Origin of the sequence: Borreliella afzelii (assembly GCF_014202295.1) — a bacterium.
GTDB lineage: Bacteria > Spirochaetota > Spirochaetia > Borreliales > Borreliaceae > Borreliella > Borreliella afzelii.
In genome coordinates, this window is the sequence record NZ_JACHGM010000002.1 from 182080 (window position 1) to 207839 (window position 25760).

A 25760-nucleotide genomic window follows, 5' to 3' on the forward strand; every position below is an offset into this window, starting at 1 on the left:
CTCCTTTTATTGGAATATTTTCTTTATCTCTTCAAGTCTACATTTGAAAATGTTTATAGTGTTTTCTATTGTTGCTTTTTTTGTTAAATCTACCCCGGTAATATTTAAGGAATCTAATGGATATTTAGAACCACCTGTTTTTAAAAATTTTATATAATTTGCTACGGCATCTTTTTTATTTTCTTTAATGTCTTTGTATATTGATAGAGCGGCTGCAATGCCTGTAGCATACTGGTACACATAAAAGGGTGAATAAAAGTGAGGAATCCTAAGGCATTCAAGGGGACTTAATTCATCAAATTTTAGACTAGGGCCAAAGTATTTTTTTAGCAAATTCATATAAGTTTCTGTTAGTGTTTCTTTTACTATAGGTTCTTCTTTGCTAATCATTTCATGAATAATATACTCAAATTCAGCAAACATTGTTTGTCGGAAGAATGTTGAAATCATATCGTCAATTTGTGTTAGTTTTATATATTTAATTTTTTTAGTATCAGTTTCGTTTTTAAGTAAAAATTCTGCTAATATTTGCTCATTAATTATTGATGCTATTTCTGCTTCAAAAATAGAATAATTATAGTGCGGAAATGGATTGTTTTTTATGCTAAAGTAAGAGTGCATTGAATGTCCTGCTTCGTGTGCAAGCGTAAACATATCTCTTATTGATTCTTCTTTGTAATTAAGGAGTATATAAGGTTTTCCGTTGTATGATCCAGCGCTAAAGGCTCCGGATCTTTTTCCAGTATTCTCGTATTTATCAACCCATCTTTCTTTTAAAAGACCGTTTCTTAAGATTTCTGTATATTCATTTCCCAATATTTCTAAAGATTTTAATATTTTTTCACAAGCTTCTTCAAATGAATTTTTGAATGTTATTCCTTTTGTTAATGGTACGTAAACATCGTAGTGATATAGATATTCTTGGTTTAAAACTTTTTTTCTAAAGTCATAATAGTCATTAAGCGCAGATAAATTTTCATTGACAGTTTCGATTAAATTTGTATAGACTTTTTTATCAATGTTATTTGAGAAGAGTTGCATTGAAAAAGTATTTTTGAATTTTCTTGTCTTTGCAATGAAGTGATTTTTTTTAAAGTCTGAAATAATAAGATTGGCAAGTGTATTCTCATTGTTTTTGTATTTTTGATAAAATTTCAAAAAAGCTTCTTTTCGTATTTTTTGATCTTCGTTTTGTAAAAATAGCGTATAAGTGGAATTGGTTAAAGGGCGTCCATTAATTTCTCCGAATTCCATATCAGCATTTGTTAATGCTGAGAATATGCTTTGATAAGATGAGTAAAGAGGGGTGTAGTTTGCAAGTATTTCCTCTTCTTGTTCGCTTAAAATATGGTTTTTTTCTCTTAGTATTTTTTCAATTGCAATTTTTTTTTCCTTAAGCTCGGGTGCATTTATCCAAGCTTGAATTTTTTTTGCATCTGTTTTTAGTATTTTGGGCATTAAGAATGAGGTAGTATTAGATACCTTTGTAGCTATATTAACACATGTAGAATATATTTTATTTGAATCCTTGTTGGTTACATCTGTTTCTAATTGAAGCATTGCATAGTAGGAGACCTTTTCTAAATCTTCCATAATTTCATAATATTTGTTTAAAGTTTCTTTAAATAAATCAAAATTTAATTCCAACTTTTCATATTTTTTAAATTCTTTGGTTTTAATTTCAATAGCATTGATTGCTTTTGTATATTCTTCTACATTTGCGAATAGAAAGGATAAATCCCATTTATCATTCTCGTTGATTTCATTTCTATTTGTCACTAAAATCTCCTCTTCCTTTTTTTATTCTTTGGAAAGAAATAATACATTGAAATTTTATAAACATTGTGCTTTTTATTTTACAATAAAGTCTAAACTTTATACATAAAAAGCCTTTAAGTTTAACTGTTGAATAAAGATTCTAATAAAAATTTTTTAAATTTTGAAAATGCTATTCCTCGATGAGATATTTTGTTTTTTTCTTCAAGCGTTAGATCGCTAAGCTTTTTATTATTTTTAGTTAAAAATATTGAATCATAACCAAATCCATGGTTTTTATCAGCATTTAAACTTAAGGCAATTTTCCCCTTAATAATTCCTTCAAAATTTGATATTTGTCTATTTTTTGATATATAACTTATGTTGCATATAAAATATGCATGTCTATTTTTTTCATTTTTCATTAAGTCTAAGATAAGTTGATTTTTTTCATTAGTGCTTAATTTTTTACATAGCTTGTAGGTGTCATATCTTTTAGAGTAAATTCCAGGCTCCAAGTTTAGTGCCTCAATGCATAGTCCAGAATCTTCTCCAAAGACATTTTGATTTTTATTTAAGATTTCAAACAGTGCTTTTGCTTTAAGTAAAGAGTTTTCTTTAAATGTTTTTCCTGTTTCTTTTATGTTAAAATTTTGAGGGACTATTAAGTTTAAATTAGGTATATCTAATATATTTTTTACTTCATTTATTTTATTTTCATTTGTTGTTGCAAAAAATAGTGTTTTCATTTATATAATAATAAAGTATTTGTGAGTTTAATTATACAATCATATTAATTTTAAGTATTATTTTCTTTAATTGTGTGTGTGTTTATTAAATATTTTTATACCAGGTTTTTATCGAAAAATTTGGATTTTTGTCTAAAGTGTTAAAATAAATTTTTAATTTTTTTGTTTGAGCGTGGTAATTTTTAGTAAGGTTTGTTATGAAAAAAAGAATTAAATTTAAAATTATTTCAGGGTTTAAGGGAATTTTCAAGTTTTTTTTAATTATTTGTAATTCTTTATTTGTAGCTCTTAAAGCCATACATTCTTTTTTTAAGCAAAATATTAGCTTTATGATTATTCCCCATGTTAAAGGGAATGTAAAAAATATTAAAATTTCTTTTTTGACTTTATTTTTCTTTTCTACTTTTTTTTTAGGCGGGTTTATAGGGTTTGTTTTGCTTGCTGTTAACTATGTTACTCTCTCATCAATTGTAAAATCTACAGAGAAAAATTACTCTTTAGCAGAATCTGAGATTGAAGATTTTAGAAATACAGTTGTGGAAATTAATTCTGTTGCAAAAAATTTTTCCAAAATTTTAGATGAGCTTAAAACCTCTTTAAAAATTAATTCTAATAGTGTTGATTTAAATAAAAATAAACAAGATGGAGATCTTTCTGATTTTATTGATTTGCAAATTTTAGAAGCTAATTCAATAAAAGAGCTTAGTGATCTTAAAAACATTAAAAGTAAAATAGAAAGTTCAATTCCTCCTCTTAAAAGCATAGTTAAGGTTTTGCACGCTCAAAATAAGCTTTTAAATGATATTCCATCTCTTTGGCCTCTTGCGGGTGGATCTGGAATTATTACTTTGCATTTTGGCCCTGCTATTGAGCCTTTTACTAGGCAGTGGTATATTCACAAAGGCATAGATCTTGGAGGGGTTAGAATTGGAACTCCTATTGTTGCAACTGCTGATGGGGAGGTTGTTAGGGCAAGTTATCAATCAGCAGGCTATGGTAATTTTGTTCAAATTAAGCATAAGTATGGGCTTGCGACTCTTTATGCGCATATGTCGCGCCTTAATACCTCTAAAGGGTCTTATGTTAAAAAGGGGCAGGTAATTGGATTTATGGGACAAACAGGTTATGCAACAGGTCCTCATGTTCATTATGAGGTTCGTGTAGGTTCTCAAGTTATTAATCCTGATATGTATTTAAATTTGGCAACAGGAGCTTCAAAATAGATGTTAAATTTTTTGACTGTGAAAAAAGAAAAAAAAGCATCGCCTTTGTTTATTTTTGATGAAATAAAAACAATAGTGGGTGTTGGTGATTTTTTTAAAGGGGATTTGGTTTCAAATAATTTTATTCGACTTGATGGTGATTTTATTGGTACTATTAGTTCTACAAAAAGAGTAATTATTGGAGAGAGCGGGAGGATTAAATCTAGTATTGATGCTAATGAGCTTGTTATTTCTGGAATGGTTGTAGGCAATATTTATGCTAAAAGCAAGATTAAAATATTTGCATCAGGGTGTGTTATTGGAAATATTTCTTGCAAGTCGATTGAGGTTGAAGAGGGCGCTATTATTGATGGGTATATGGATATTGGTGCTGAGTATCTTAGAGCTCCTGAGAGAAATACATTTTTCTATACCGGTTCTTATAAGGTTAATGAAGATCTTTTAATTGAAGTTAATAAGGAATATCAAGAAGAAAAAAAATCTTTTCAACCTTTAGAAGGTGAAGATGATAAATATTTTTCAAGTGTTATGAGTAAAATAGATGAAAGTAAATAATTTGATTGCTGGGGCATTAAATCTTAATTCAAAAGATTATAAAAAAGGTGGTAAAAAAGTATTTTTTGATAAGAGTAATGTTTTTTCTTCAGTGTTTCAGACTGAAAGTGTTAAAGAAGATAAGCGTTTTATTTTGCTTGAAAATGGCGAATTTAATCTTGATTTGATTAAAAATATGTTAGATGGAATTAACGAGATTGGCGAGAGACTTTTGAGCGAGCCTTCAAGGCAAAATGTTATTTTTTACAAAAAAGTTATTTCAGAGTTTATATCTATTATAATATCATCTTCTGTTTGTTTGAAAGAGCAAAAAGGGGGGAGTTTGGGAGATCCCAAGCGTCCCAAATATAGAATTATTAAGATTATTAACGATAAGCTAGACAAACTTGCCTATTCTGTTTTGCAAAATCAAATGAGCCAGATTAAACTTTTAGATAGCATTGAAGAAATTCAAGGTTTACTTGTGAATTTACTAATGTAAATTAGGTTTGGGGCTTTTAAAATATTTTAAATTTTAAATTAAAAGGGATTGTTTAACAATCCCTTTGTTGAATAGTAAATATTAAATTAATTATTAATTAAGTATTTTTTACTTAATTCTAAAAAGTTTTTTATTTCTTCATTTTTCCACTCTTCAGATTTATTTAATTTTTTCATCATTATTTCAGCAACTCTTGGAGCAGCTTCAATTGCAGCTTGGGGATTTAAAGGTAACGATCTTGTTCTTCTTGCTAAAACATCATCAATAGTTTTGGCTTGCTCAAATTCAATTGAAAAAGCTATTTGAGCTTCATTTAAATCTAAGTTTTCGTGTATCTTTTTGTCAAACCCTTCCATATTTTTTAGAATTTCAAAGTCACTACCATAAGCTCTAAAAGGTTCAGGAATTTTTATTGCCTCTTCTTTTTTAAGATAGCCGTGTAACTTTAAATCTTCTGTAGTTGCTGGATAATTTGGTATTAAATTTTTTTCTATGGCCTTGAGCAAGGTTTTTTCTGCCATTTTTCTATATGTAGTATATTTCCCCCCTGCTATTGTAATAAGATTTGAATCTGATATAAATATTTTTTCATTTCTTGAAATTTTTGAAGTGTTGCCTTCAGCTTTTGGATCCATTATTAATGGTCTTATTCCAGTATATACGCTTTTTATATCTGATTTTTCTATTTTAATATTTAAATAGTTATTTAAATTATTAATTATAAAGTCAACCTCTTCATCAAATCTTTTGGGTTCTACTTCTATCTCTTTTATTGGAATGTCGGTGCTTCCACAAACAACACTATCATACCAAGGAATAGCAAATAAAATTCTATTATCGCTAGTTTTAGGTATTAATATTGCATGATTTTTAGGGAATTTGTCTTTTTTGATTATTAAATGACTACCTTGGGAAGGTTTGATAATGTTTAAAGCTTTTTCATCGTCTAATTTTCTTATTTCATCTGAAAATATTCCTGTTGCGTTTATTATACATTTGCTTTTTAATGAAATTTGCTCTTTTGACAATTTATTTTGTATGACAACCCCTGAAAGTTTTCCGTTTTCCTTGTTGAATTTTTTAAGCTCCGTGTAGTTGAGGGCAATACCCCCTTTTTCAGTAAAAGTTCTCAATAATGTTATTGCCATCCTAGCATCATCGAATGAATCATCGTAATATAGAACAGAGCATTTAAGACCCTCTGCTTTAATATTAGGAGCTTTTTCAATGGTAGATGTTTTGGATAGTAATTTAGTTTTGTATTTGGTAGCTTTTTCTTTACCCATAAGATTGTGGTAATAAGTTAGCCCAAAATAATAATAAGGTATTTCTAATATGTTATAAATAGGAGTAATAAATGCGCATTCATTAATTAAATGGGGTGCATTTTTTTCAAGAACGGCTTTTTCGTGTAAGGCTTCTTTAACCAAAGAAATATTCCATTGAGCTAAATATCTTACTCCACCGTGAATTAATTTGCTTGATCTAGAGGAAGTTCCTTTTGCGTAATCAAATTTTTCTATAAGTATTGCTTTATATCCCCTTGTGATTGCGTCTACTGCAATACCAAGACCTGTTGCGCCTCCTCCAATTATTATAAGATCAAATTCTTGATTTTCAAGATCTTTTAATTTTGCTTCTTTGTTATTATTCATGAAATTCAAATATTCCTCCATTTTGGTTAATTTCTTTTCTTTTTAATTAAATGCTAGATTTGAGAAATTCGCAAAGTTCATTTGTTTTAATTTTATTGGATAATGCAATAAACCAATTTCATTAGCAAATTTTTCAATTTTTTGTGATTTTTCTTTCGTTTACTATGTTATTAAACATTTTTATGTATTTCTCGAATGAATTATATCCTTTTTTGTAAGGTGTAGATAGTTTATTTCTTGAATCCATTTGTAATATTAATGGATATCGATGAAAAAATTTAATTAAGAGCTTTTTGTATAATTGATTTATTTGCTTGCCATGCATTTTTATTATATGCTGTTTTAATTTTAAAAAATCAAATAAATTGTGCATAATTTTGTTCCCTGTATATTTTTGTTATAATCTTTAAAGTTCCGTTTTGAACTTTTATAGACTATGAGAATTCTGTATCCAGGATTTTGATCTTTCAATTGCTCTGTTCCAATTCTCAAGAAGTTTTTCTTTTTGATTTTTTGGCATTGATGGTTCGAATATCTTATCTACTTGCCAAAGACTTACAATTTCTTCGGCGCTTTGCCAATAACCTGATGCAAGCCCTGCAAGATAAGCAGCTCCAAGAGCGGTTGTTTCTGTTATTTTTGGTCTTACAACTTTACATTCTAAAAGATCAGCTTGAAATTGCATTAATAGATTATTTTGACTTGCTCCCCCGTCTACTCTTAATTCTTTAATTTCAAAATTAGGAATGGATTTTTTCATGGTATTTAGTATATCAAAACTTTGAAATGCGATGCTCTCAAGAGCAGCTCTTGTAATGTGAGCTTTTGTTGATCCTCTTGTTATTCCGATGATTGTTCCTCTTGCATAAGAATCCCAATGAGGTGCACCAAGGCCAACAAATGCTGGCACAAAATAAACTCCCCCATTATCTGAAGCAGAGCTTGCTAATGATTCTGCATCTGAACTTTTTCTGAAAAATTCAAGACCGTCTCTTAGCCATTGGATTACGGCTCCACCAATAAAAACACTTCCTTCAAGAACATAAGTTACAGATTTTTTTCTTCCCCATGCAATTGAAGTTAAAAGCCTTTCATGGTTAATAATTGGTTCTTTTCCTATATTTACTGTTAAAAAGCAACCAGTTCCATATGTGTTTTTAGCCATACCTTTTTTAAGGCAAGCTTGTCCAAATGTTGCTGCAAATTGATCTCCTGCAATTCCTGCAATAGGAATTTCTGCTCCAAATAGCGATTTATCTGTTTTACCATATATTGTAGAACTTTCTTTAAGTTCGGGCAAAATTGCTTTTGGAATATTTAATATGTTTAAAAGTTCATCATCCCATTCTAATGTTTTAATGTTTAACAACAATGTTCTTGAAGCATTGGAGTAATCAGTTGCATGTACTTTTTTTTGAGTTAGATTCCATAATAGCCATGTATCTATTGTTCCAAAGCATAATTCACCATTTTCAGCTTTTTGTCTGGCGCCCTCTACATTATCCAAGATCCACAGTATTTTTGTTCCGCTAAAATAAGAATCTAACACTAAGCCTGTTTTTTCCAAAATAATTTTATCTTTTCCTTCTTTTGTTAATTGGTCACAAATTTTTGCAGTTCTTCTGTCTTGCCATACTATTGCATTGTAAATGGGTTTTCCTGTATTTTTTTCCCATATAACTGTAGTTTCTCTTTGATTAGTTATTCCAATAGCATCAACTTCATTTGGTAAAATTCTTGAATTTGCAAGAGCTTCTGTTATAACTCCAAGTTGTGATCCCCATATTTCGGTAGGATCGTGTTCCACCCAGCTTGGTTGTGGATAAATTTGAGTAAATTCTTTTTGAGCAATCCCTTTTATGTTTGCATTTTTGTCAAATACTATTGCTCTTGAGCTAGTAGTACCTTGATCAATAGATAAAATATATTTCATAATTTCTCCTTTTTATTTTAACAAAGATAAATATCTTTTAATCTTTGTTATTTTTTAGTGTAAATTCGTAAATTGTAGCGCCTAAAATTGCTCCAATTATTGGCCCAATTATTGGCACAATAAATACACTTAGGTTGTTAAAGCCATGATTTTTAAATCCAGCAAATAAGAGTAAAATTCTTGGTCCCAGATCCCTTGCAGGATTAATAGCATAACCGTTCATTCCTCCAAAACTTATTCCTATTGCCAAAACCACTGCTCCTATAATAAATGGAAGAAATGGATTGTCGTTGTGTTTTTTTACAAAATCCCCAACAACAGAAATTAAAAACATTAGCAAAAAAGTTCCAAAAACTTGATCAATAAATCCAGGTAAAAATCCAGGAATAGCAGGGAAAGTTGCCATTATGCCTTGAGTATTTTCTAGGCCAGGATCCATTTCTACCCATTTAGGATAAAATACGACAAGTGTCATTAATGCACCTGTGAATGCTCCTAATATTTGCGCTACAATGTAATGTAAAAGTTTTGAAACGGGAAATTTTCCAACACTTGCTAGTCCTATGCTAACAGCCGGGTTTAGGTGTGCTCCGCTAATTCTTGCTGATGTATAAATACCAAACGTTACACCCAGTCCCCATCCAAATACTATATTTGTATATCCCCCTTTTATTATTTCCCCTGCCACTTCAGGACTTGAGGGAAATAATACTGTCATTGCAACAGATCCAGTTCCTAGAGCTAATAGAATAAATGTTCCCAAAAATTCCGATATAAATTCTTGGAATTTTGTATAATTCATATTTTGTCTCCTTATTTTTATAACAATTTTATTTTTCTTAAAAAGTTTTAATTTTGAATTTTTGAATTTTGATATATTAAATTTTTTAATTAAATTTTATTGTGCTTTTAGCAAAATGGTTAGATTTTTTATATTATAGCCTCTTTCTTTCAAGAATAATTAATATTTTTAATTATAGCTTTATAATATTTATATTTAATATATTATTTTTAATTAAGATTAATGTCAATAATTTAAAATTTTTAATTTTTAAATTATTGATTTCTTTCCCAAAATTTGTTTAAGGATTTTTTATTTTATATTAAAATTTTTACATTGGACTTTTTGATTTATTAAGTTTTATGTTTTAGAAATTCTTTTTTTTTGTTTATATATGGATTATTTAAGTTATTTTTGGAGGTAGACTTGGTGATTGTAATAGAAGGTTTAATTGGGGTAGGAAAAACTACTCTTGGAAATATTTTATCAAAAGAGTTGAAAGTTCCTTTTTACAGTGAGCTGAATAATGATTTTACTTTGGCTGTATTAGATAAATTTTATAAGGATAAATCCAGATGGGCATTCCCAGTTCAAATTAATTTTCTTAATGAGAGGTTTAAGCTAATAAAAGGCGTATTTAGAACAAAAGGAGGCATACTTGACAGATCTATTTATGGTGATTGTGTGTTTGCTTCTCTTTTAAATTGCGATGGGCATATCTCTGATGAGGAGTATAAAATATATATTGATCTTCTTGATAATATGCTTGAACATTCTCAGCGACCAAGTTTGCTTATTTATCTTGATTGCAGTATTGATGAGGTTGAGCGCAGAATTAAAAATAGAAATAGAAGTTTTGAAATGAATATCCCTAGAGATTATCTTGAGGGCCTTAATAAGAAATATTTGAAGTGGTATAATGAATATAGCTTGTCTTCAAAGATAAAATTTTCTTACGATAATATAAATATTTTTGACGAAGAAGATAAGAATAAAGTGATTTCTTTAATTAGAGATAAACTTGTATTATAATTACTTATAGTAGATTGACATTCTTTTGTTTTATTTTAAAAGCTGAGCGTTAATGGAGGTTCTTATGAAGAGATTATTTCTTCTGTATTTTTTATGTTCTTTTGTTTTTTTGAATTTGTTTGCCCAAGGCAATTCTTCTTATGTTGATAAGCAAAAAGAGCTTGCTATTTTTTATTATGAGGTTGGTCAAAGGTATATAAATGTTGGTAAAATTAAAAAGGGGAAGCTTTTCCAAGCAAAAGCTTTAAAGATTTATCCAGATTTGAAAAAGGGAGTTGATATCAAGCTTGCAGTTAAGGAGCTGGATGCTAGGATTAAGGATGGCAATTCCAAGGTTGTTATGCTTGAGGATGTTAAGCTTGAGGAGATACCTGGAATAGTGCACGAAAAAATAGAAATCAATGATTTTACAAATGCTCCTAAAATAGAATATATTGCTCAAAGAGAGAGAAGTAAAAATCAAGATAAAATTATTAAATTTCAATTTGGAAAGTTTGCAAGAGCTTTAATTTCTCAGAACTTTGATTTATTTGACTCTGTTATTGCAAATAAGGTTAATGTTATGGGTCAATTTGAATCAAAAAATGATTTTATATCAGCTTTATCAAGAGCTTCATCTAAGGTTGATTCGGATGAGCTAGAGTATTTGTCAGTTGATGATTATTACGATTTAAAGTCTTTGAAAATTTCAAAATCTAACGATACTTCTTTTGCTGTTAATGTAAATGCCAAGAAAAACGATGTTACTAAAAATTTCTCATTTTGGAAAGAACATCAGACTTTGATTTTTACCAAAGAGGATGATAATGACAATTGGTTTTTGTCTTCTATAAAGTAAAATCTTAGTGTTGTAATTAAAAACATTATCATTAATATATGTATAAAAGAGTCTCCAATTTTTTCATAAATGGTTGTAAATGTTGGGGACAGTTTTACAGTTGATAATAAGTAACCTTTTGTAAAGGTTTCTAATTTTTTAATGCTTTCTCCATATTCGTTGATGATTGCAGTAATTCCTGAGTTTGTAGCTCTAATGGTTTTGATTCCATTTTCAATGCTTCTAAATTTAGCCACAACAAAGTGTTGCCATTCTGCTGAATTTGTTTTTGACCAAGAGTCGTTTGAAAAATTTAGCAATGTATTAGCGCCTTGGATTTTATAAAATCTTGAAAGTTCTGGAAATGCATCGTCATAGCATATTAAGGGAGCAAATTTAAATTTTTTCAATTTTAATATTTCAATTTTATTCCCCTCAATCTGTCCTAAGAGTCTAAAATTTTTTAAAAAAAAGTTTCTTACAAATTTATATTCGTAAAATGGAATTTTTTCTGCAAAAGGGACCAAGAATATTTTAGAGTATATGTTTGCAATGTTAAGGTTTGGCTCTATCATATAAATAGAATTTTGTTGAATTCCTATGGTTTCGTTGACATTTGAAGGAGCTCCAATGGCAAATGGAATTTTTCGTTCTTTTATAAAATTTTTTAGCTCATTATGTAAGGCATCGTTTTTAAAGTATTGGTCTTCTTGGCTAAAAGGGTAGGTTAGTACTCCTTCGCTCCAGATTACAAATTCTATTTTTGGGTTTTCTTTTAAGGCTTGTTCTGTAATTGCAATAGAATCCCTTATTCCTTTTTTGTCATTTCCAGGCAGCCATGGGTCAGTGTTAAGCTGAATAGCTGCAATATTTAGGCTATCTATTTCTTTTGCCAATAAGCTTTTTAGTTCTATTTTTTTAAGCATTCCGTAAGTAAAAGATGTTATTATTAACAGTATTGGAAACATTGTGTTTAGCAAATTTGTTTTGTTTTTATGGATTAAAAAGCCCGCTATTCCTGAGTTTACAAAGTAGACTACAAATGATACAAAAAATACACCGAAAATGTCTGCCACTTGAATTAAATTATTGAAGTTATTTACTGTGAAAGCTGCAAGCCCCCAAGGATATGCTAAAAATCCAATTGATCTTGAGTAATCATAAAATGTAAAAAGCATTGTTATTGTCATTGTTTTATTTTTAAAGGTTTTTAAAGAGTAATAGAGAAAATAACCCAAAGCTAATGAATATGGAATGTATCCGATTACCACTCCTATAAATGTAATCCATCCAAATGCATGAAAAAATCCAAGCCAAAAATTTTGCAAGCTGTTGGCTATTATGAAGTAGAATACTGTTAATCCTATTAATGTTTTTTTATCTTCTAGTTTGTTTAAAGCTATAAAAAGTGGTACATAAGCAACAAATCCCAGGATTGAATATCCAGTTTCTTTGATTTCATTTGGAATTGCAAGTGTTGTAAGAATTCCTGAAAATGTAGCTAGGCAAAAGTATCTAGTTTTCATTTTTCCTCTTTTTTACTATTATTACTATTATTAGTAGTAATATAATGATGTAATATATTTAACATTATCATTAATAATTTTATATGATAGCATTAATTTTTTTGTATTATTTTTGGAAAATTTATGCTTATAATATGTCTTTGAAAGAGTAAAGGGAATTATGTTGATTTTTGGTTTTGTTGGTTTGTTTTTTTTTAATTTTTTTAATTTACATGCTCAAGGAATAGTTACCAATAAAGATGCTCAAGAAGAGTTTAAATGGGCTCTTAATTCCTATAATAATGGAATTTATGATGATGCTCTTTTATCTTTTAAAAAAATTTTAAGCTTTGATCCTAATAACCTTGATTATCATTTTTGGGCTGGCAATGTTTATTATAGACTAGGTTATGTTGAAGAAGCTTTAATGGAATGGAGAAATTTAAAAGATCAGGGTTATAAGGTCCCTTATCTTAGGCATTTAATTTCTACTATTGAGCAAAGGAGAGGCATTTTTTCAAATTATGAGCTTAAGTTTAAAAAACTTGTAAAAGTTGCTTCTCTTGATAATTCTATTTATAAAAGGCCACATGGGTATCAGATTACATCTTTGAGGGCTGATAAGTATGGTGGATATTATGCTGCAAACTTTGTAGGTAATGAAATATTGTATTTTGATGTTAATAATAATGTTAATGCTTTAGTTAAAGATGGATTTAGTTATTTAAAATCACCTTATGATGTTATTGAAGCCAATGATTTGCTTTATGTGACTCTTTATTCCAGTGATGAAATTGGTGTTTACGATAAAGTTCTTGGAGTTAAAAGGAGATCTATTGGAAAAAAAGGCACAAAAGATGGTGAATTGCTTGCTCCTCAGTATATGGCTATTGATAAGAGAAATTATATTTATGTGAGTGAGTGGGGAAATAAAAGAGTTAGTAAATTTGGACTTGAGGGTGATTTTATTTTGCATTTTGGTTATAGAACTTCGGGCTACAAGGGCCTTTTAGGCCCCACAGGCGTTACTTATTTGAATGAAAACATTTATGTTGCAGATTCTCTGAGAAATACTATTGAAGTTTTTGACACTAGTGGCAATCATTTGTATTCAGTTTTTACTTCTATTGAAGGAATAGAGGGGCTTAGTAGTGATTCTGTTGGAAACAATGTTATAGTATCTTCAAAAGATGGTGTTTATAAGTACAATATTGCTAAAAAGACAATTACAAAAATTTTAAAAGCAGATAAATTGAATTCTAAAATTTCTTCATCTATTTTGGATGCCAATAATCAGATGATTGTCTCGGATTTTAATAATGCCAAGGTTTCAGTTTACAAGAGTGATTCAAGTCTTTATGACAGTTTAAATGTTGATGTTAGAAGAATAGTTAGACTTGGGGGGCCTAAAATTTATGTTGAGCTTAATGTTAGCAGTAAAAGCGGGTTACCGGTTGTTGGGCTTAAGAGTGAAAATTTTTCAATTGCAAATGAAAATTATTACATTGTTAATCCCAAGGTAGCGTACAATGTAAATGCTTCAAAAGATATTAATATAGCAGTTGTTTTTGATAAATCTTCTTATATGAAAAATTATGATTTAGATCAAATCATGGGTTTAAATACTTTAATAGAGTCGTCAAAAAATAAAAACTTTAGTTTTATAAATGCAACAAATGTGCCCATTATAGATAATATTGAAAGCTTGACAAATAGCATTAAAAACACAAGTTCTCTTGGTCCTTATAGTACAGATACTGTAAAAACAGATGTTAGTTTGAAGTTAGCAGGTTCTGGACTTATGTCAAAAAGCTCAAGAAGAGCAGTAGTTTATTTTAGTGGTGGTGTTTTAAATCGTAAAGCTTTTGAAAAGTACTCTTTAGATACAATAGTAAGCTATTATAAAAATAATGATATAAGATTTTACTTAATATTATTTGGCAACGGTCTTGTTGATAGTAAGCTTCAATATTTAGTTGATGAAACAGGCGGTGCTATAATTCCTTTTTCATCTTATGAAGGAGTGTCTAAAGTTTATGATTTAATTTTAGAACAAAAAACGGGTACTTATTTGTTAGAATATTATTATCCAGGCCCTCAAGAGCCCAATAAATATTTTAATTTATCTGTTGAAGTAAATATCAATCAACAGACTGGAAGAGGGGAGTTTGCATATTTTATTAATTAGATTGCTTTTTGATTTTATTAGGGAGGGGGTGAGTTATGAGACTTAATGCAGGGATTGTTGGACTTCCCAATGTAGGCAAATCTACTTTATTTTCCTCGTTGACATCGTCTAAGGTTGAGATTGCTAATTATCCTTTTTGTACTATCGAGCCAAATGTAGGAATAGTAGAGATTCCTGATGAAAGGCTTTTAAAAATTTCAGAGTGTATTGTTCCACAAAAAATTATTCCTGCTGTTATGGAATTTGTAGATATTGCAGGTCTTGTTAAAGGAGCATCAACAGGCGAAGGGCTTGGTAATAAATTTTTAGCTAATATTCGCGAAGTTTCTCTTATTGTTCATGTTGTAAGATGTTTTGAAGAAAAAGAGGTCATTCATGTTAATGATGATATTAATCCTGAGAAAGATATAACTACAATTAATGTTGAACTTTGTCTATCAGATCTTGAAACTGTTCAAAAAAGCCTTCAAAAACAAGAAAAAAATGTTAAAAGCGCTGATAAAAAAATTAGTGAATATTCTAAGGCAATTGTTTTAATGCTAAAAAGACTTGAAGACCATTTAAGCAATATGAATCCTGTTGTTGAGTTTGAATTTGATGATTTTGAATACAATTTTATTAAATCATTAAATCTTTTGACTTTTAAAAAAGTTTTGTATGTTTGTAATGTTGATGAAAATTCACTTGGTGGCAATAAATATACAGATATTGTAAAAAATATTGCCTTGAAAGAAGGGAATGATTTTTTAATCTTGTGTGCCAAAATTGAATCCGAACTTGCTGGAATAAAGGATGTATCTTATAAAAATGAAATGTTAGAATTATTTGGAATAAATGATAACGGTCTTAGTAATTTAATTAAAAAAGCTTATTATACTTTAGGACTTAGAACTTATTTTACAGCAGGTGTGCAAGAAGTTAGAGCTTGGACATTTAAACAGGGCATGAAAGCTCCCAAAGCTGCTGGAATAATACATAGTGATTTTGAGAAGGGGTTTATTAAGGCAGAAGTTTATTCTTGTGAAGATTTATTTAAATTTCAAAGTGTTCAAAAACTAAAAGAAAAAGGACTTGTTAGAATTGAAGGTAAGGAATATCTAGTAAGAGATGGAGATGTAATCTTTTTTAAATTTAATGTTTAGATTTATTTTATGATCAATTTATTTTTCAGTAATATAAAATTATTTAGTTTGTTTGTTTTTAATATTACGATTTGTTTGTTTTATTTGTTTTTGTATGACACAAGTTTTTTTTACTTTGTTTTAGCGATTCTTTTGATAAATTTTTTTGTAATTCTTTTTTATTTAAGATATTTTTGCTCTATTTCTTTTAAGGGGTCTGAGATTTATTATAAAGGCATTTTTTTAAGTTATAATTTTGATTTTAATGACATTGTTTCGCTTGAAAAAAGATTGTCAGACAATGTTTTGATTTTGAAATTAAAAAATAAAAAAAGGATTAAGGTTTGTTTTTGGATAGACAATGGTTCGAGTGAATTATTCAAAGAGCTTAAGATTAAAAGAAAAGATTTATTTATCCCAAAATTGGAAAATTTCCCGATAAGATATTATTTGTCTTTTGCTTATCTTTGCATGTTTTTAGCTCGCATTATGATTAGTTTATTTGTTTATTATATTTCATTAAGTAATATATTTATTTTTTTATTTATTTGTTTTATTGACATTAAAGTTTTGTTAGGTGATTTTTTAGTTATTAGTAATATAGTTTTGTTTTATGAATTTAGGAAAGATTCAATTTATGAAAGGAAAATTTTTAAAAGTGAAATTTATTTTTATGAATTTTTTGAAAAAATTTTTATTGCTAGGGAATTTGAATTTAACAATAAAAATTATTTATGTTTTTCTTATAAAGGAAATCATCCAACAAAAAAAGTATATATTTTAAATAAAAAAATTTCTTATTCTATGCAAAAGGTTTTTGAATATATTAATCAAAACTATTATACTAAATTAACTTAAGCTTTGATTGACTATATTTAAATTAGTTGATATATTAAAATTATTGTTTAATAATATTAAGGAGTATCACTTGAGAAAAAATGCATCTGCATTGAAGCGCTCTCGTCAAAATTTAAAAAGAAAGATTAGAAATGTAAGTGTAAAAAGTGAATTAAAAACAATAGAAAAGCGCTGTATCAATATGATTAAAGCGGGCAAGAAAGACGAAGCTATTGAATTTTTTAAGTTTGTTGCAAAAAAATTAGACACTGCTGCTAGAAAGCGAATAATTCATAAAAATAAGGCTGCTAGAAAAAAATCTCGTTTAAATGTTTTGCTATTAAAGTAAGGAAATTAGTTTATGTCTTTTCCAAGAAGACCAAAGGTTACTAAGTCAGATATTGTTGATCAAATATCTTTGAATATTAGAAATAATAATCTAAAACTAGAAAAAAAATATATAAGACTTGTAATAGATGCTTTTTTTGAAGAGCTTAAAAGTAATCTTTGTTCGAATAATGTTATTGAATTTAGATCTTTTGGTACATTCGAAGTTAGAAAAAGAAAGGGTCGTTTAAATGCGCGTAATCCCCAAACAGGGGAATATGTTAAGGTCCTAGATCATCATGTTGCGTATTTTCGTCCAGGCAAAGATTTGAAAGAGAGAGTGTGGGGTATTAAAGGTTAAATGCCGGTTAATATGGTAGATTCTTATAAATGGGATTGTAAGCTGGATTCTAGTTTAACTTTTAGAGGAAAATTAAAATTTGAAGGAACTTTGTATCTCGATTCTTCTTTTGAGGGTGAAATATCTTCAAAAGGGGGTGTGCTTTTTATTGGGAAGAACAGCAAGGTTATCACCAATGTAGTAATTTGTGATACATTAATAGTAGAAGGAATTTTGAAAGGCAATGTAAATGCCGCTAGTAAAGTTTATTTAAACAGTGGTTGTAAAATATATGGGGATGTAAAGACAAAAAAAATATTTATTAATGATAATATAATTTTTGATGGTAAGTGTGAGATGATAAAGTCTAATGAAATTGTAGATTTGTTTTCTTTCACCGTTTCACAAATAAAAGATACTTTGCAATAAGGTCGGTGTTTTTTATTAATTAATAATAAGTAGATTTTTATAAAATCCTTTCTCAAAAATTTAATTCATAGAGGAAAGTATGGACAAAAAAAATGTTGGATTTGATTTGGAAAATGAAATAAGGCGGTTGGATGTTTCTAAAGAGTTTAAGATTGAAGATAATTTGAAAAAAAAAGTGGTTAAAGTTGTTGCTAAAAAGGATTCTACATCTAACGTGACAAAATCTGCAGATTTAAGTGGTGCAAAAGATTCAAACGGTGTAGTATTTTCTGAATTTGATTATGATATTCCTGCTTCAGGTTTAGAAAATAGTATTAAAACTTTAGAGCAAAGTAATATTATTAAGTTTTTTAATGGTAAAGATTATGTAGAGATTGAAAAACTTTATGACAAGCCAATTACAGAGGTTAGGAAAATTGTTGAAGGTCTTGGGACCAATCATACTATTGCTGTAACAATGAAAAAAACCGAATTAATATTTTTATTGGTGAAAATATTAAGCGAGAATGATATTAATGTTTTATTTACAGGTGTACTTGATGTACTTAGTGATGGTTATGGGTTTTTGAGAACTGCATCAAATTCTTATCTTTCAGGAGGTAATGATGTTTACGTTTCTCCTTCTCAGATTAGACTTTTTAATTTAAGAACCGGGGATATTTTATATGGCCAAATTAGATCTCCTAGAGATGGTGAGAGATTTTTTGCCATGGTTAAAATTAAATCTATTAATAATCAAGATCCTACGTTTGCTCAAAACAGAATACCTTTTGATAATTTAACTCCTCTTTATCCCAATATTAAATTGAATCTTGAATATGAAAATTGCAATATTTCTACAAGGCTTATTAATCTTTTTTCACCTATAGGTAAAGGACAAAGGGCTTTAATAGTTTCTCCTCCAAAGGCGGGAAAGACCACCTTGCTTCAAAAAATAGCTAACGCAATAACCACCAATTATTCGGATGTTATTTTAATGATATTGCTTATTGATGAGAGGCCAGAAGAAGTAACAGATATGATTCGCAGTGTTAAAGGTGAAGTGATTGCATCTAATTTTGATGAGCAGGCTAGTAGGCATGTTCAGGTAGCAGAGATGGTTATTGAAAAGGCAAAAAGACTTGTTGAAAACAAAAAAGATGTTGTTATTTTGCTTGATTCTATTACAAGGCTTGCGAGGGCATATAATCAAACTATGCCAACTTCTGGTAAAATTTTATCGGGCGGAGTAGATTCTAATGCTCTTCATAAGCCAAAGAGGTTTTTTGGATCTGCTAGAAATATTGAGGAAGGGGGAAGTTTGACTATTATAGCTACTGCTTTGGTTGATACTGGCAGTAAAATGGATGAAGTTATTTTTGAAGAATTTAAAAGTACCGGTAATATGGAATTAATTCTTGATAGAAGTTTGGCGGACAGAAGACTTTTCCCTGCTATTAATATTAAAAAGTCAGGTACCAGAAAAGAAGAGCTACTACTTAGTGAAGAGGAACGTTCTAAGATTTTGCTTATTAGAAGAATACTCGGAGGTGTTGATGATTATGAGGGGGTTGAAGTTCTGATAGAAAAGATGAAAAAAAGCAAAAATAATGAGATCTTTTTAAAGACAATGAGTAATGGCAATTAAATAAATTGACATTATTTTTAATGTAAATTAAACTTTAGTGAAGGTTAAGAGGAGAGTTTTATGAGAAAAGGTGTGCATCCAAAAAATAATTTAGTGGTATTTAAAGACGGATCAAATGGAGCAATGTTTTTAACCAGGTCTACTTTGAATTCAAAGGAAACTATTAAATATATTGATGGAAAGGAATATCCATTGATTACTGTAGAGATTACAAGTAAATCACACCCCTTTTATACTGGTCAACAAAAGTTTGTTGATGCAGCAGGAAGAATTGATAAATTTAATAAAAGGTATAAAAAGTCCTAAAAAAATCAGTTTTTTGTATAAAATTTTGAGAAAATATTAATAGATTTTTTTTACGTTATATTCTTTTCCTATTAGTTTTTCCAGATTGTTTTTTTCTTCTTCATATGTTTTGTTATTTATTAAAGATGCAATGCTATTGCGGTGTCTTATTTGTGTTAGAATCTTTTCGGATATTTCTTTAATATCTTGAGGTGTAATTGTAAAGTAGGCATTTCGAATGGCTTGCCTTAAACTATCGCTAATATTTAACATTTTTCTTCTATAGCTTTGCAAAGCTTCTGTGGCTTTAGTTTTTACATAAATGTTGGTTCCTATTAAACCTATTAAATAGGTATAAATCTCTTCATTTGTTAGTTTATTATTAGCCAATTCTTCTAAAGAGTTTTCGAAAGCTTGGTAAGTTTTGATGAAATTAGGGTCTCTGTAGGATGCAAAAGAGAAAATTCCGTTAGCGATCGATGCACTTGCTCCATATGCACCGCCTATCACTCTTATTTTTTCCCAAAAAATTCCACTTCTTAATATATGCTCTAAAAAATTTGCTTTTGGATAATTTTCATCGTTGATTTTGTAACTAGGAAAACATATAGCATTGAAAGCTACTTTTGATTGAATAATTATTATTTCTTTTAATGTTTTGTTATTTGCCGTTTCAATATTGAGCAATCCATTGTAATAATTATGCTCTTTTAGGTTTTCTTTTAGATTGAACAATTCATTTTCTAAGTTTTTAAGAATATCGTCAGTGTTTCCCATTATTAGTGCAGATAGATTGTTTTTTAAAATTATTTTATTTTTTAAATTGTCTAATTTATTTGCTATGTCTTTTAAAGACTCTGTATCTGTTTTCACTTTTTGCCAAAATTCTCTACCCGTTATTCCATTTTGCAATTCTTTTAAATATTCATTTAATTTTAGCTTTGATTTGGACCTTAATATTGCCAAAAGATGTCCTTTGGGGATTAATAAGGATTTAAAATCGTTTTTCAAGCTTAGTGTTATTTCCTTTAATCTCTCATAATCATGGAAATTAATGTTAATTAAAATTTCTTTGATTAGCTCAAATGATTCTTTAACTTTATGGTTAAAAGATTTAAAGCTAATATTAAATGAATTTAAAATGTTTCCATTAATATCTTCGTCATAACTTTCAGATATATTTATTTGTCCCAAAGTATTTTGGATTTTATTGTTAATATCTATATAAGAATAGTTTTTTGTAGATAAATCTTGGAGAGCTCTTTTTAATAAAGATAAGTATATATAATCTTCTTTTTCTAAAAAATTTAGTTTAAAAAATAAGTTTACATTAAAAATGTTGTTATTCTTAAATTTAAAAGAATGTAGATTTAGTTCTTTTATTTCATTAAGATCCAAACTTTTTTCTATTTGTTTTGGTAAATCTTCTATTTTTAGTAAAGGAAGTTTTGCTATATCTGCTTTAGAGTCTTTTTTATTTTGGTATTTTTTAAACTGATTGTAGTCTTTTTTAAATTGTAAAAATTCTTCTGGATTTTGTTTAATTTCAATTTCCTTTGCCATTAATTTTTTTTCAATTTCTTCTTCCATTTCTTTTTCTGTATCATATGATGGAATAAAGCTTATTAATGTATAATGCTTGTTAAGTATTAGATATTTTTCGATTAAATTTTCAAAATAATAAATTCCTTTTTCCAATTTATTTGTAATTTCATTTATATAGTGGCTTGTTTGTAATGTTTTGATTGGATGCATGCCATTTAGCCATCCTTTGAAACTTTTTATCATTAAAGCGATGGGGAGATTTTGTCCTTTTTCTTCTTTTAGAGCGAATTCGTAGCCAAAAAGAATGCCTTTTATTAGCTCTTTTGGAATTTTATTTTTTACTAAATTTTTAAGCTCACTGAAAATTAAATTTTTAAATTCTTTTTCTTTTTTTTCAACAACATTTTGAAGTCCAAATGAAAAAATGGATTCTTTTAAATCTGTATTGATTCCGCTAATATGGGCTATATCTTCACCAATCCCGCTTTTTAAGACATTGATCGTGAATGGACAAGAATCATCTAAAAGTATTTCTGAGAGAATTTCAAGACCAATACTGTCTTCAATATTGTTAATTTCTGTACAAAGCCAATTTATTGTGTATACACCAAGAGTATTATCGTTTTCTTTAGGAATTTTGTATGTTAATTTTTTTCCTTTTTCCCATCTTTTAACTTTTTCTATTTCAATATTAACATTGCTTTTTTCTTTTTTATAAGGCCTTATTATGTATTTTTCAATGAAATTTAGATTTTTTTCAGTCTGAATGTTGCCGCATAAAAATATTTTACAGTTTTCAAGTGTATAATATTTTTTATAAAAATCTAAAAAACTTTCGTAGGTGAGATCAATAATATTTGTTGGGATTCCGCCTGAATCGTATTTATATGCTCCTTCTTCAAAAAGAGAACTACTTGCTATTTCGTTGATTAGAGAATTTTTATTTGAGTAGCTGCCTTTCATTTCGTTAAAGACAATTCCAGATACTTTAAAATCTTTTGGATTTACATTGTATCCTTCTTGCATAAATGCTTCTTTTTTAAGCAATGGGTTAAATATAGAATCGGCATAGATATTAAATAAATTAAAATAGTCTTTCTCAATTGTAGATGCTGCTAGGTAGATGGTTTTGTCTGGAAATGTCATTGCATTTAAAAATGTGTTTAGACTTCCCTTTAATAGATAAAGAAATGGATCTTTTATTTTATATTTATTAGAACCACAAAAAATTGTATGTTCTAAAACATGTGCAACCCCCGTATTGTTTGAAGGTATTGTCTTGAAGGCTATGCAAAATGCATTTTCTTTAAAAGAATCACTTTTTAAGTGAAATATTTCAAGACCGCTGTCATGTTTAAAATAAAGTCCTTCTGCATCATGTTCTTCTAAATAAGTTTTTGAAATTAGTTTGAAAATTTTTTTCTTTTTCATTTATGGCTTTAATCCTTGTTTTACAAATTGTGCTATTTCGTTTTCATTAAATTCAAATATGTTTTCGAGCTCTTCTGTATCGTCTAGTTTAAATGTATATTCAGGGAATTTAATGATAATTTTTTTGTTTTCAAAGTAAATTACTGCTTGCTGTAAATCAAATAATAATTCGTTAGGTAAAATTTTTTCTTTAATTTTTTTTATAAAAAATGGGAATGCTTCATCTGTTTTAATTATGTCGTCAATATTATGAATATAATTTCCTTTATCTTGAATGTAATAGCTTCTGTAATTTGTAATAGGACTATTATTGATCTCTTGAGTTGAAATAAGTATTATTGTATAAGTATTGTACCCATGGTGAATTTCATAGTCTATTTTTAAGCTAAATTTTTTATCCTCAGGCTTAAGCTCGTTACTAACAATATCAAGTCTTGCTACAATTTGGCTTACATATTCATTAAGCTCAGTATTCAATTCCTCAAGATTTCCTTTTTCTTTACCCTCAATTATTAATTTAGGTATTCTAATATTGTATTCATAAAATTTTGATTCTTCTTTTGAATTCATTGAAGTTATTATTAAAGAATTCATTTTGCTGCTGTTTGAGTTAATATCTTTAAAATCGATTTTAGTTAATTTTTTTGTACATCCGTTAAAAATCATTAATGTAGATATTAACATAAAAGTTGATTTTATTGTTCTTGGATTTAGCATACGATGATTTCTCCCTGCAATATTTATTCTAATCCTGCTATAAGATATTATATAATAACCTTGATATGAATTAATATTATTTGTAATTTTGTTTAAAAATTTTACTTAATTTTATTTAAGACATATCTTAGGAGATAAGATGCTTGATCTGAAATTTATTAGAGATAATCTTGATCTTGTTAAGAGAAGTATTAAAGCAAGGGGTCTTGTTTTAGATATTGATAAATTAATTTATCTTGATGATAAGAGGAAAAAAATAATTACCAAAATTGGCGAGCTTAATGCAAAAAGAAATGAAAATTCCTCTAAAATGCGAGAAAACCTTGATAAGGTTTTAAAAATCTCTTTAATAGAAACCGGAAAGATTTTAAAAAAACAACTTATCGATCTAGAAGAAGAGCTTGAGAGAGTATCTTTTGACTTTGACCTTGAAAATAAGCGAGTACCTAATATTTTGTCGCCTGATGTGCCTATTGGTAATAGTGAAGAAGACAATTTCGAGATAAAAAAAGTGGGAATTATTCCAAGGTTTGATTTTAAACCAAAAGATCATTTAGAACTTGGCAGAGATTTGGATCTTCTAGATTTTGACAGAGCACGTGAGGTTAGTGGTAGTAAATTTTATTATCTTAAAAATGAAGCAGTTTTTTTAGAAATTGCTCTAATTAATTTCTCTTTGAATAAATTAAGAGAAAAAGGTTTTAATGTTTTTATTACTCCTGATGTTGCAAGAGAGTTTATAGTTGATGGGATTGGTTTTAATCCTCGTGGCAACGAAAGCAATATTTATAAGATTGAAGATACAGATAAATATCTTGTAGGCACTTCTGAAATTACGCTTGGTGGTTACTATTATAATAAAATAATAGATCTCACTTTACCAATAAAAATGGCAGGATTTTCACATTGCTTTCGAAAAGAAGCTGGAGCATATGGGCAGCTTTCAAAAGGTCTTTATAGAGTTCATCAGTTTAGCAAGGTGGAGATGTTTTGTTTTTGTAAAGCAGAAGAATCTTCGATTATTCATGACGAATTTTTGAGTATTCAAGAGCAAATTTTTACTGAGCTTGAGATTCCTTATAGGGTTTTAAATATTTGTTCTTTTGATCTTGGTTCGCCAGCTTATAAAAAATATGATATTGAAGCATGGATGCCTGGAAGAGACGGTAAAGGTGGCTATGGGGAGATTACTTCAACGTCAAATTGTACAGATTATCAATCAAGAAGGCTTAAGATTAGATATAAAGATCAAGATGGGCAAAATAAATTTGCACACATGGTAAATGGAACAGCAATAGCTACAACTAGAGTTATTATTTCCATACTTGAAAACTTTCAAGATGAAAAGGGAGGAGTTAGAATTCCTAAAAGTTTGGTTAAGTATACAGGTTTTGATTACATTCCTTTTAAGAATTAGAATTTAGTATTTTTTCTGGCAGTGTTTCCATAGCTTTTAGTAATATTTCATGTTTTCTTAAGTTTTTTGGAAATGGTGCTGTTAAATTTTGTCTAAATTTTTTAGCTCCTTCTTTGGAGAATGTTATTCCCATAAGATGTTTGAATAATATATTTATTGACAAATAATTTTCGTATTCTTTAATATATTCTACCATTTGCATCAGTATATCTTTTCTTGTGAGAATTTTATCAGTTTCGTTTAGAAATTCTCTTGAGGCGTTTGCAATAAAGTATGGATTTTCAAATGCACTTCTTCCAATCATGACAGAATCTACAACAGACAAGTGTTTTTTAATTTGTTCTGAGTTGCTGATTCCTCCATTTGTTTCAATAAATAAATTTTTATTCTCTTTTTTGAGCTTATATACAAATTCATGTCTTAATTTCGGAATATTTCTATTGTTTTTAGGAGAAAATCCTTTTAGTATTGCAACCCTTGCATGTACAATAAAATTTTTGATACCAAAATCTGAAATTATTTTGACAAAGCTTTTTACCTCAGAGTAGCTTTCATTTTTGTAATCACTAGGTAAAAGTCTTATGCCCAATCTATGTTTAATAGAAATAGGCTTATTTGTAGTTTCTTTCATTGTTTTTAAAATTTCACCTACTTGATTGGCATTGCTCATCAGACAAGCCCCATAATTTGCATTTTGGATTTTTAGAGATGGACATCCAACATTAAGGTTGTATTCATCAAAATTAAAGTGTTTTTCAAGAATTTGAACGGCTTTAAGAGCATCATTTTTAGAGTTTGTTGCTATTTGAATTGCAATTGGAGATTCTAAGGGTGTTTGTTTTACAATTTTTTTTACATCACCCATAATTATTGACTTTGCAGAAATCATTGGGGTATATAATGTAACTTTTTTTGATAAAAGTCTTATTAAATATCTGAAATGCTCGTCTGTAATGTTTACCATTGGAGCTATTGATATTTTCCGATTCATTAACATTACATAATATGTT

Annotated in this window: 24 protein-coding genes; 14 read left to right on the forward strand and 10 right to left on the reverse strand. The window is 28.4% G+C overall.

Going from position 1 to position 25760, the window contains the following annotated elements:
• Positions 1 to 6 precede the first annotated feature (6 nt).
• Together pepF and rdgB are read right to left on the reverse strand one after the other, a co-directional pair.
• On the reverse strand, positions 7 to 1779 hold the full coding sequence (gene pepF / locus HNP63_RS03045; RefSeq protein WP_011600916.1) for an oligoendopeptidase F: 1773 nt from the start codon (positions 1777 to 1779) through the stop codon (positions 7 to 9).
• A 119-nt stretch (positions 1780 to 1898) separates the two neighbouring features.
• Positions 1899 to 2504 (reverse strand): RdgB/HAM1 family non-canonical purine NTP pyrophosphatase, encoded by a 606-nt coding sequence (rdgB, locus tag HNP63_RS03050; protein WP_015055426.1) that lies wholly within the window; start codon positions 2502 to 2504, stop codon positions 1899 to 1901.
• A gap of 197 nt (positions 2505 to 2701) precedes the next feature.
• Here rdgB and HNP63_RS03055 point away from each other — a divergent pair, with 197 nt between their 5' ends.
• Genes HNP63_RS03055 through HNP63_RS03065 form a run of 3 tightly spaced genes read left to right on the forward strand, consistent with a single transcriptional unit; the run spans position 2702 to position 4763 of the window.
• Positions 2702 to 3727 carry a M23 family metallopeptidase gene (locus tag HNP63_RS03055; protein WP_011600914.1) on the forward strand — a complete coding sequence of 342 codons (1026 nt, stop codon included), beginning with the start codon at positions 2702 to 2704 and terminating at the stop codon, positions 3725 to 3727.
• The gene (locus tag HNP63_RS03060; protein WP_015055424.1) at positions 3728 to 4282 is read left to right on the forward strand and encodes a bactofilin family protein; all 555 of its coding nucleotides are present in this window, start codon (positions 3728 to 3730) and stop codon (positions 4280 to 4282) included.
• Positions 4269 to 4763, forward strand: coding sequence for a DUF327 family protein (locus HNP63_RS03065; RefSeq protein ID WP_004790401.1), 495 nt, complete (start codon positions 4269 to 4271; stop codon positions 4761 to 4763). The genes HNP63_RS03060 and HNP63_RS03065 overlap by 14 nt, the downstream gene beginning before the upstream one ends.
• An 86-nt stretch (positions 4764 to 4849) precedes the next feature.
• Here the strand turns inward: HNP63_RS03065 and HNP63_RS03070 are convergent, their stop codons facing one another.
• From HNP63_RS03070 to HNP63_RS03085, 4 genes are all read right to left on the reverse strand, one after another.
• The gene (locus HNP63_RS03070; protein ID WP_110482915.1) at positions 4850 to 6439 is read right to left on the reverse strand and encodes a glycerol-3-phosphate dehydrogenase/oxidase; all 1590 of its coding nucleotides are present in this window, start codon (positions 6437 to 6439) and stop codon (positions 4850 to 4852) included.
• 112 nt (positions 6440 to 6551) lie between these two features.
• Complete coding sequence (locus tag HNP63_RS03075; protein ID WP_011600912.1) at positions 6552 to 6791, reverse strand: hypothetical protein; 240 nt, start codon at positions 6789 to 6791, stop codon at positions 6552 to 6554.
• Between the two features lie 54 nt (positions 6792 to 6845).
• A complete protein-coding gene (glpK, locus tag HNP63_RS03080; protein WP_004790383.1) occupies positions 6846 to 8351 on the reverse strand; it encodes a glycerol kinase GlpK in 1506 nt (501 codons plus the stop codon).
• 37 nt (positions 8352 to 8388) lie between these two features.
• The gene (locus HNP63_RS03085) at positions 8389 to 9153 is read right to left on the reverse strand and encodes an MIP/aquaporin family protein (protein WP_004790486.1); all 765 of its coding nucleotides are present in this window, start codon (positions 9151 to 9153) and stop codon (positions 8389 to 8391) included.
• Positions 9154 to 9561: 408 nt separating this feature from the next.
• Between HNP63_RS03085 and HNP63_RS03090 the strand changes: the two genes are divergently transcribed.
• Both HNP63_RS03090 and HNP63_RS03095 read left to right on the forward strand, forming a co-directional pair.
• Positions 9562 to 10164, forward strand: a complete 603-nt coding sequence (locus HNP63_RS03090) for a deoxynucleoside kinase (protein WP_011600911.1) — start codon at positions 9562 to 9564, stop codon at positions 10162 to 10164.
• A gap of 64 nt (positions 10165 to 10228) precedes the next feature.
• A complete protein-coding gene (locus HNP63_RS03095) occupies positions 10229 to 11002 on the forward strand; it encodes a hypothetical protein (RefSeq protein WP_011600910.1) in 774 nt (257 codons plus the stop codon).
• Here the strand turns inward: HNP63_RS03095 and lnt are convergent.
• On the reverse strand, positions 10939 to 12507 hold the full coding sequence (gene lnt / locus HNP63_RS03100) for an apolipoprotein N-acyltransferase (protein ID WP_004790541.1): 1569 nt from the start codon (positions 12505 to 12507) through the stop codon (positions 10939 to 10941). The two genes, HNP63_RS03095 and lnt, sit on opposite strands and share 64 nt — an antisense overlap.
• A gap of 160 nt (positions 12508 to 12667) precedes the next feature.
• Here lnt and HNP63_RS03105 point away from each other — a divergent pair, with 160 nt between their 5' ends.
• The 8 genes from HNP63_RS03105 to HNP63_RS03140 all read left to right on the forward strand — a co-directional run bounded on the left by HNP63_RS03105 (position 12668) and on the right by HNP63_RS03140 (position 19661).
• Complete coding sequence (locus HNP63_RS03105; RefSeq protein WP_004790596.1) at positions 12668 to 14674, forward strand: hypothetical protein; 2007 nt, start codon at positions 12668 to 12670, stop codon at positions 14672 to 14674.
• Positions 14675 to 14709: 35 nt separating this feature from the next.
• Positions 14710 to 15816: a redox-regulated ATPase YchF gene (gene ychF / locus HNP63_RS03110; protein WP_011600908.1), complete on the forward strand. Its 1107-nt coding sequence runs from the start codon at positions 14710 to 14712 to the stop codon at positions 15814 to 15816.
• A gap of 9 nt (positions 15817 to 15825) precedes the next feature.
• A complete protein-coding gene (locus HNP63_RS03115) occupies positions 15826 to 16653 on the forward strand; it encodes a hypothetical protein (protein ID WP_183227179.1) in 828 nt (275 codons plus the stop codon).
• A gap of 70 nt (positions 16654 to 16723) precedes the next feature.
• Positions 16724 to 16981, forward strand: a complete 258-nt coding sequence (gene rpsT / locus HNP63_RS03120; RefSeq protein WP_002556832.1) for a 30S ribosomal protein S20 — start codon at positions 16724 to 16726, stop codon at positions 16979 to 16981.
• A gap of 12 nt (positions 16982 to 16993) precedes the next feature.
• The gene (locus HNP63_RS03125) at positions 16994 to 17320 is read left to right on the forward strand and encodes an HU family DNA-binding protein (RefSeq protein ID WP_004790234.1); all 327 of its coding nucleotides are present in this window, start codon (positions 16994 to 16996) and stop codon (positions 17318 to 17320) included.
• The gene (locus HNP63_RS03130; RefSeq protein WP_004790334.1) at positions 17321 to 17728 is read left to right on the forward strand and encodes a bactofilin family protein; all 408 of its coding nucleotides are present in this window, start codon (positions 17321 to 17323) and stop codon (positions 17726 to 17728) included.
• 79 nt (positions 17729 to 17807) lie between these two features.
• A complete protein-coding gene (gene rho / locus HNP63_RS03135) occupies positions 17808 to 19355 on the forward strand; it encodes a transcription termination factor Rho (RefSeq protein ID WP_015055413.1) in 1548 nt (515 codons plus the stop codon).
• Positions 19356 to 19415: 60 nt separating this feature from the next.
• Positions 19416 to 19661, forward strand: coding sequence for a type B 50S ribosomal protein L31 (locus tag HNP63_RS03140; protein WP_004790450.1), 246 nt, complete (start codon positions 19416 to 19418; stop codon positions 19659 to 19661).
• A gap of 36 nt (positions 19662 to 19697) precedes the next feature.
• Here HNP63_RS03140 and HNP63_RS03145 read toward each other — a convergent pair whose 3' ends face one another.
• Positions 19698 to 22616: an insulinase family protein gene (locus HNP63_RS03145; RefSeq protein ID WP_183227182.1), complete on the reverse strand. Its 2919-nt coding sequence runs from the start codon at positions 22614 to 22616 to the stop codon at positions 19698 to 19700.
• Positions 22617 to 23333 (reverse strand): hypothetical protein, encoded by a 717-nt coding sequence (locus HNP63_RS03150; RefSeq protein ID WP_183227184.1) that lies wholly within the window; start codon positions 23331 to 23333, stop codon positions 22617 to 22619.
• 139 nt (positions 23334 to 23472) lie between these two features.
• Here HNP63_RS03150 and serS point away from each other — a divergent pair, with 139 nt between their 5' ends.
• Positions 23473 to 24750, forward strand: a complete 1278-nt coding sequence (serS, locus tag HNP63_RS03155; protein ID WP_004790152.1) for a serine--tRNA ligase — start codon at positions 23473 to 23475, stop codon at positions 24748 to 24750.
• Here serS and dusA read toward each other — a convergent pair.
• Positions 24740 to 25747 (reverse strand): tRNA dihydrouridine(20/20a) synthase DusA, encoded by a 1008-nt coding sequence (gene dusA / locus HNP63_RS03160; protein WP_004790354.1) that lies wholly within the window; start codon positions 25745 to 25747, stop codon positions 24740 to 24742. The genes serS and dusA overlap by 11 nt on opposite strands.
• Positions 25748 to 25760: the final 13 nt, after the last annotated feature.

Bases quoted from the DNA above. Each gene is read 5' to 3' on its own strand.
- HNP63_RS03150 (WP_183227184.1), bottom strand. From the start codon at position 23,333: ATGCTAAATCCAAGAACAATAAAATCAACTTTTATGTTAATATCTACA.
- HNP63_RS03130 (WP_004790334.1), top strand. From the start codon at position 17,321: ATGCCGGTTAATATGGTAGATTCTTATAAATGGGATTGTAAGCTGGAT.
- HNP63_RS03115 (WP_183227179.1), top strand. From the start codon at position 15,826: ATGATCAATTTATTTTTCAGTAATATAAAATTATTTAGTTTGTTTGTT.
- HNP63_RS03145 (WP_183227182.1), bottom strand. From the start codon at position 22,616: ATGAAAAAGAAAAAAATTTTCAAACTAATTTCAAAAACTTATTTAGAA.
- dusA (WP_004790354.1), bottom strand. From the start codon at position 25,747: ATGTTAATGAATCGGAAAATATCAATAGCTCCAATGGTAAACATTACA.
- HNP63_RS03105 (WP_004790596.1), top strand. From the start codon at position 12,668: ATGTTGATTTTTGGTTTTGTTGGTTTGTTTTTTTTTAATTTTTTTAAT.
- HNP63_RS03085 (WP_004790486.1), bottom strand. From the start codon at position 9,153: ATGAATTATACAAAATTCCAAGAATTTATATCGGAATTTTTGGGAACA.
- ychF (WP_011600908.1), top strand. From the start codon at position 14,710: ATGAGACTTAATGCAGGGATTGTTGGACTTCCCAATGTAGGCAAATCT.
- HNP63_RS03070 (WP_110482915.1), bottom strand. From the start codon at position 6,439: ATGGAGGAATATTTGAATTTCATGAATAATAACAAAGAAGCAAAATTA.
- HNP63_RS03075 (WP_011600912.1), bottom strand. From the start codon at position 6,791: ATGCACAATTTATTTGATTTTTTAAAATTAAAACAGCATATAATAAAA.
- HNP63_RS03060 (WP_015055424.1), top strand. From the start codon at position 3,728: ATGTTAAATTTTTTGACTGTGAAAAAAGAAAAAAAAGCATCGCCTTTG.
- lnt (WP_004790541.1), bottom strand. From the start codon at position 12,507: ATGAAAACTAGATACTTTTGCCTAGCTACATTTTCAGGAATTCTTACA.
- HNP63_RS03065 (WP_004790401.1), top strand. From the start codon at position 4,269: ATGAAAGTAAATAATTTGATTGCTGGGGCATTAAATCTTAATTCAAAA.
- HNP63_RS03125 (WP_004790234.1), top strand. From the start codon at position 16,994: ATGTCTTTTCCAAGAAGACCAAAGGTTACTAAGTCAGATATTGTTGAT.
- HNP63_RS03095 (WP_011600910.1), top strand. From the start codon at position 10,229: ATGAAGAGATTATTTCTTCTGTATTTTTTATGTTCTTTTGTTTTTTTG.
- HNP63_RS03140 (WP_004790450.1), top strand. From the start codon at position 19,416: ATGAGAAAAGGTGTGCATCCAAAAAATAATTTAGTGGTATTTAAAGAC.
- HNP63_RS03055 (WP_011600914.1), top strand. From the start codon at position 2,702: ATGAAAAAAAGAATTAAATTTAAAATTATTTCAGGGTTTAAGGGAATT.
- rdgB (WP_015055426.1), bottom strand. From the start codon at position 2,504: ATGAAAACACTATTTTTTGCAACAACAAATGAAAATAAAATAAATGAA.
- serS (WP_004790152.1), top strand. From the start codon at position 23,473: ATGCTTGATCTGAAATTTATTAGAGATAATCTTGATCTTGTTAAGAGA.
- glpK (WP_004790383.1), bottom strand. From the start codon at position 8,351: ATGAAATATATTTTATCTATTGATCAAGGTACTACTAGCTCAAGAGCA.
- rho (WP_015055413.1), top strand. From the start codon at position 17,808: ATGGACAAAAAAAATGTTGGATTTGATTTGGAAAATGAAATAAGGCGG.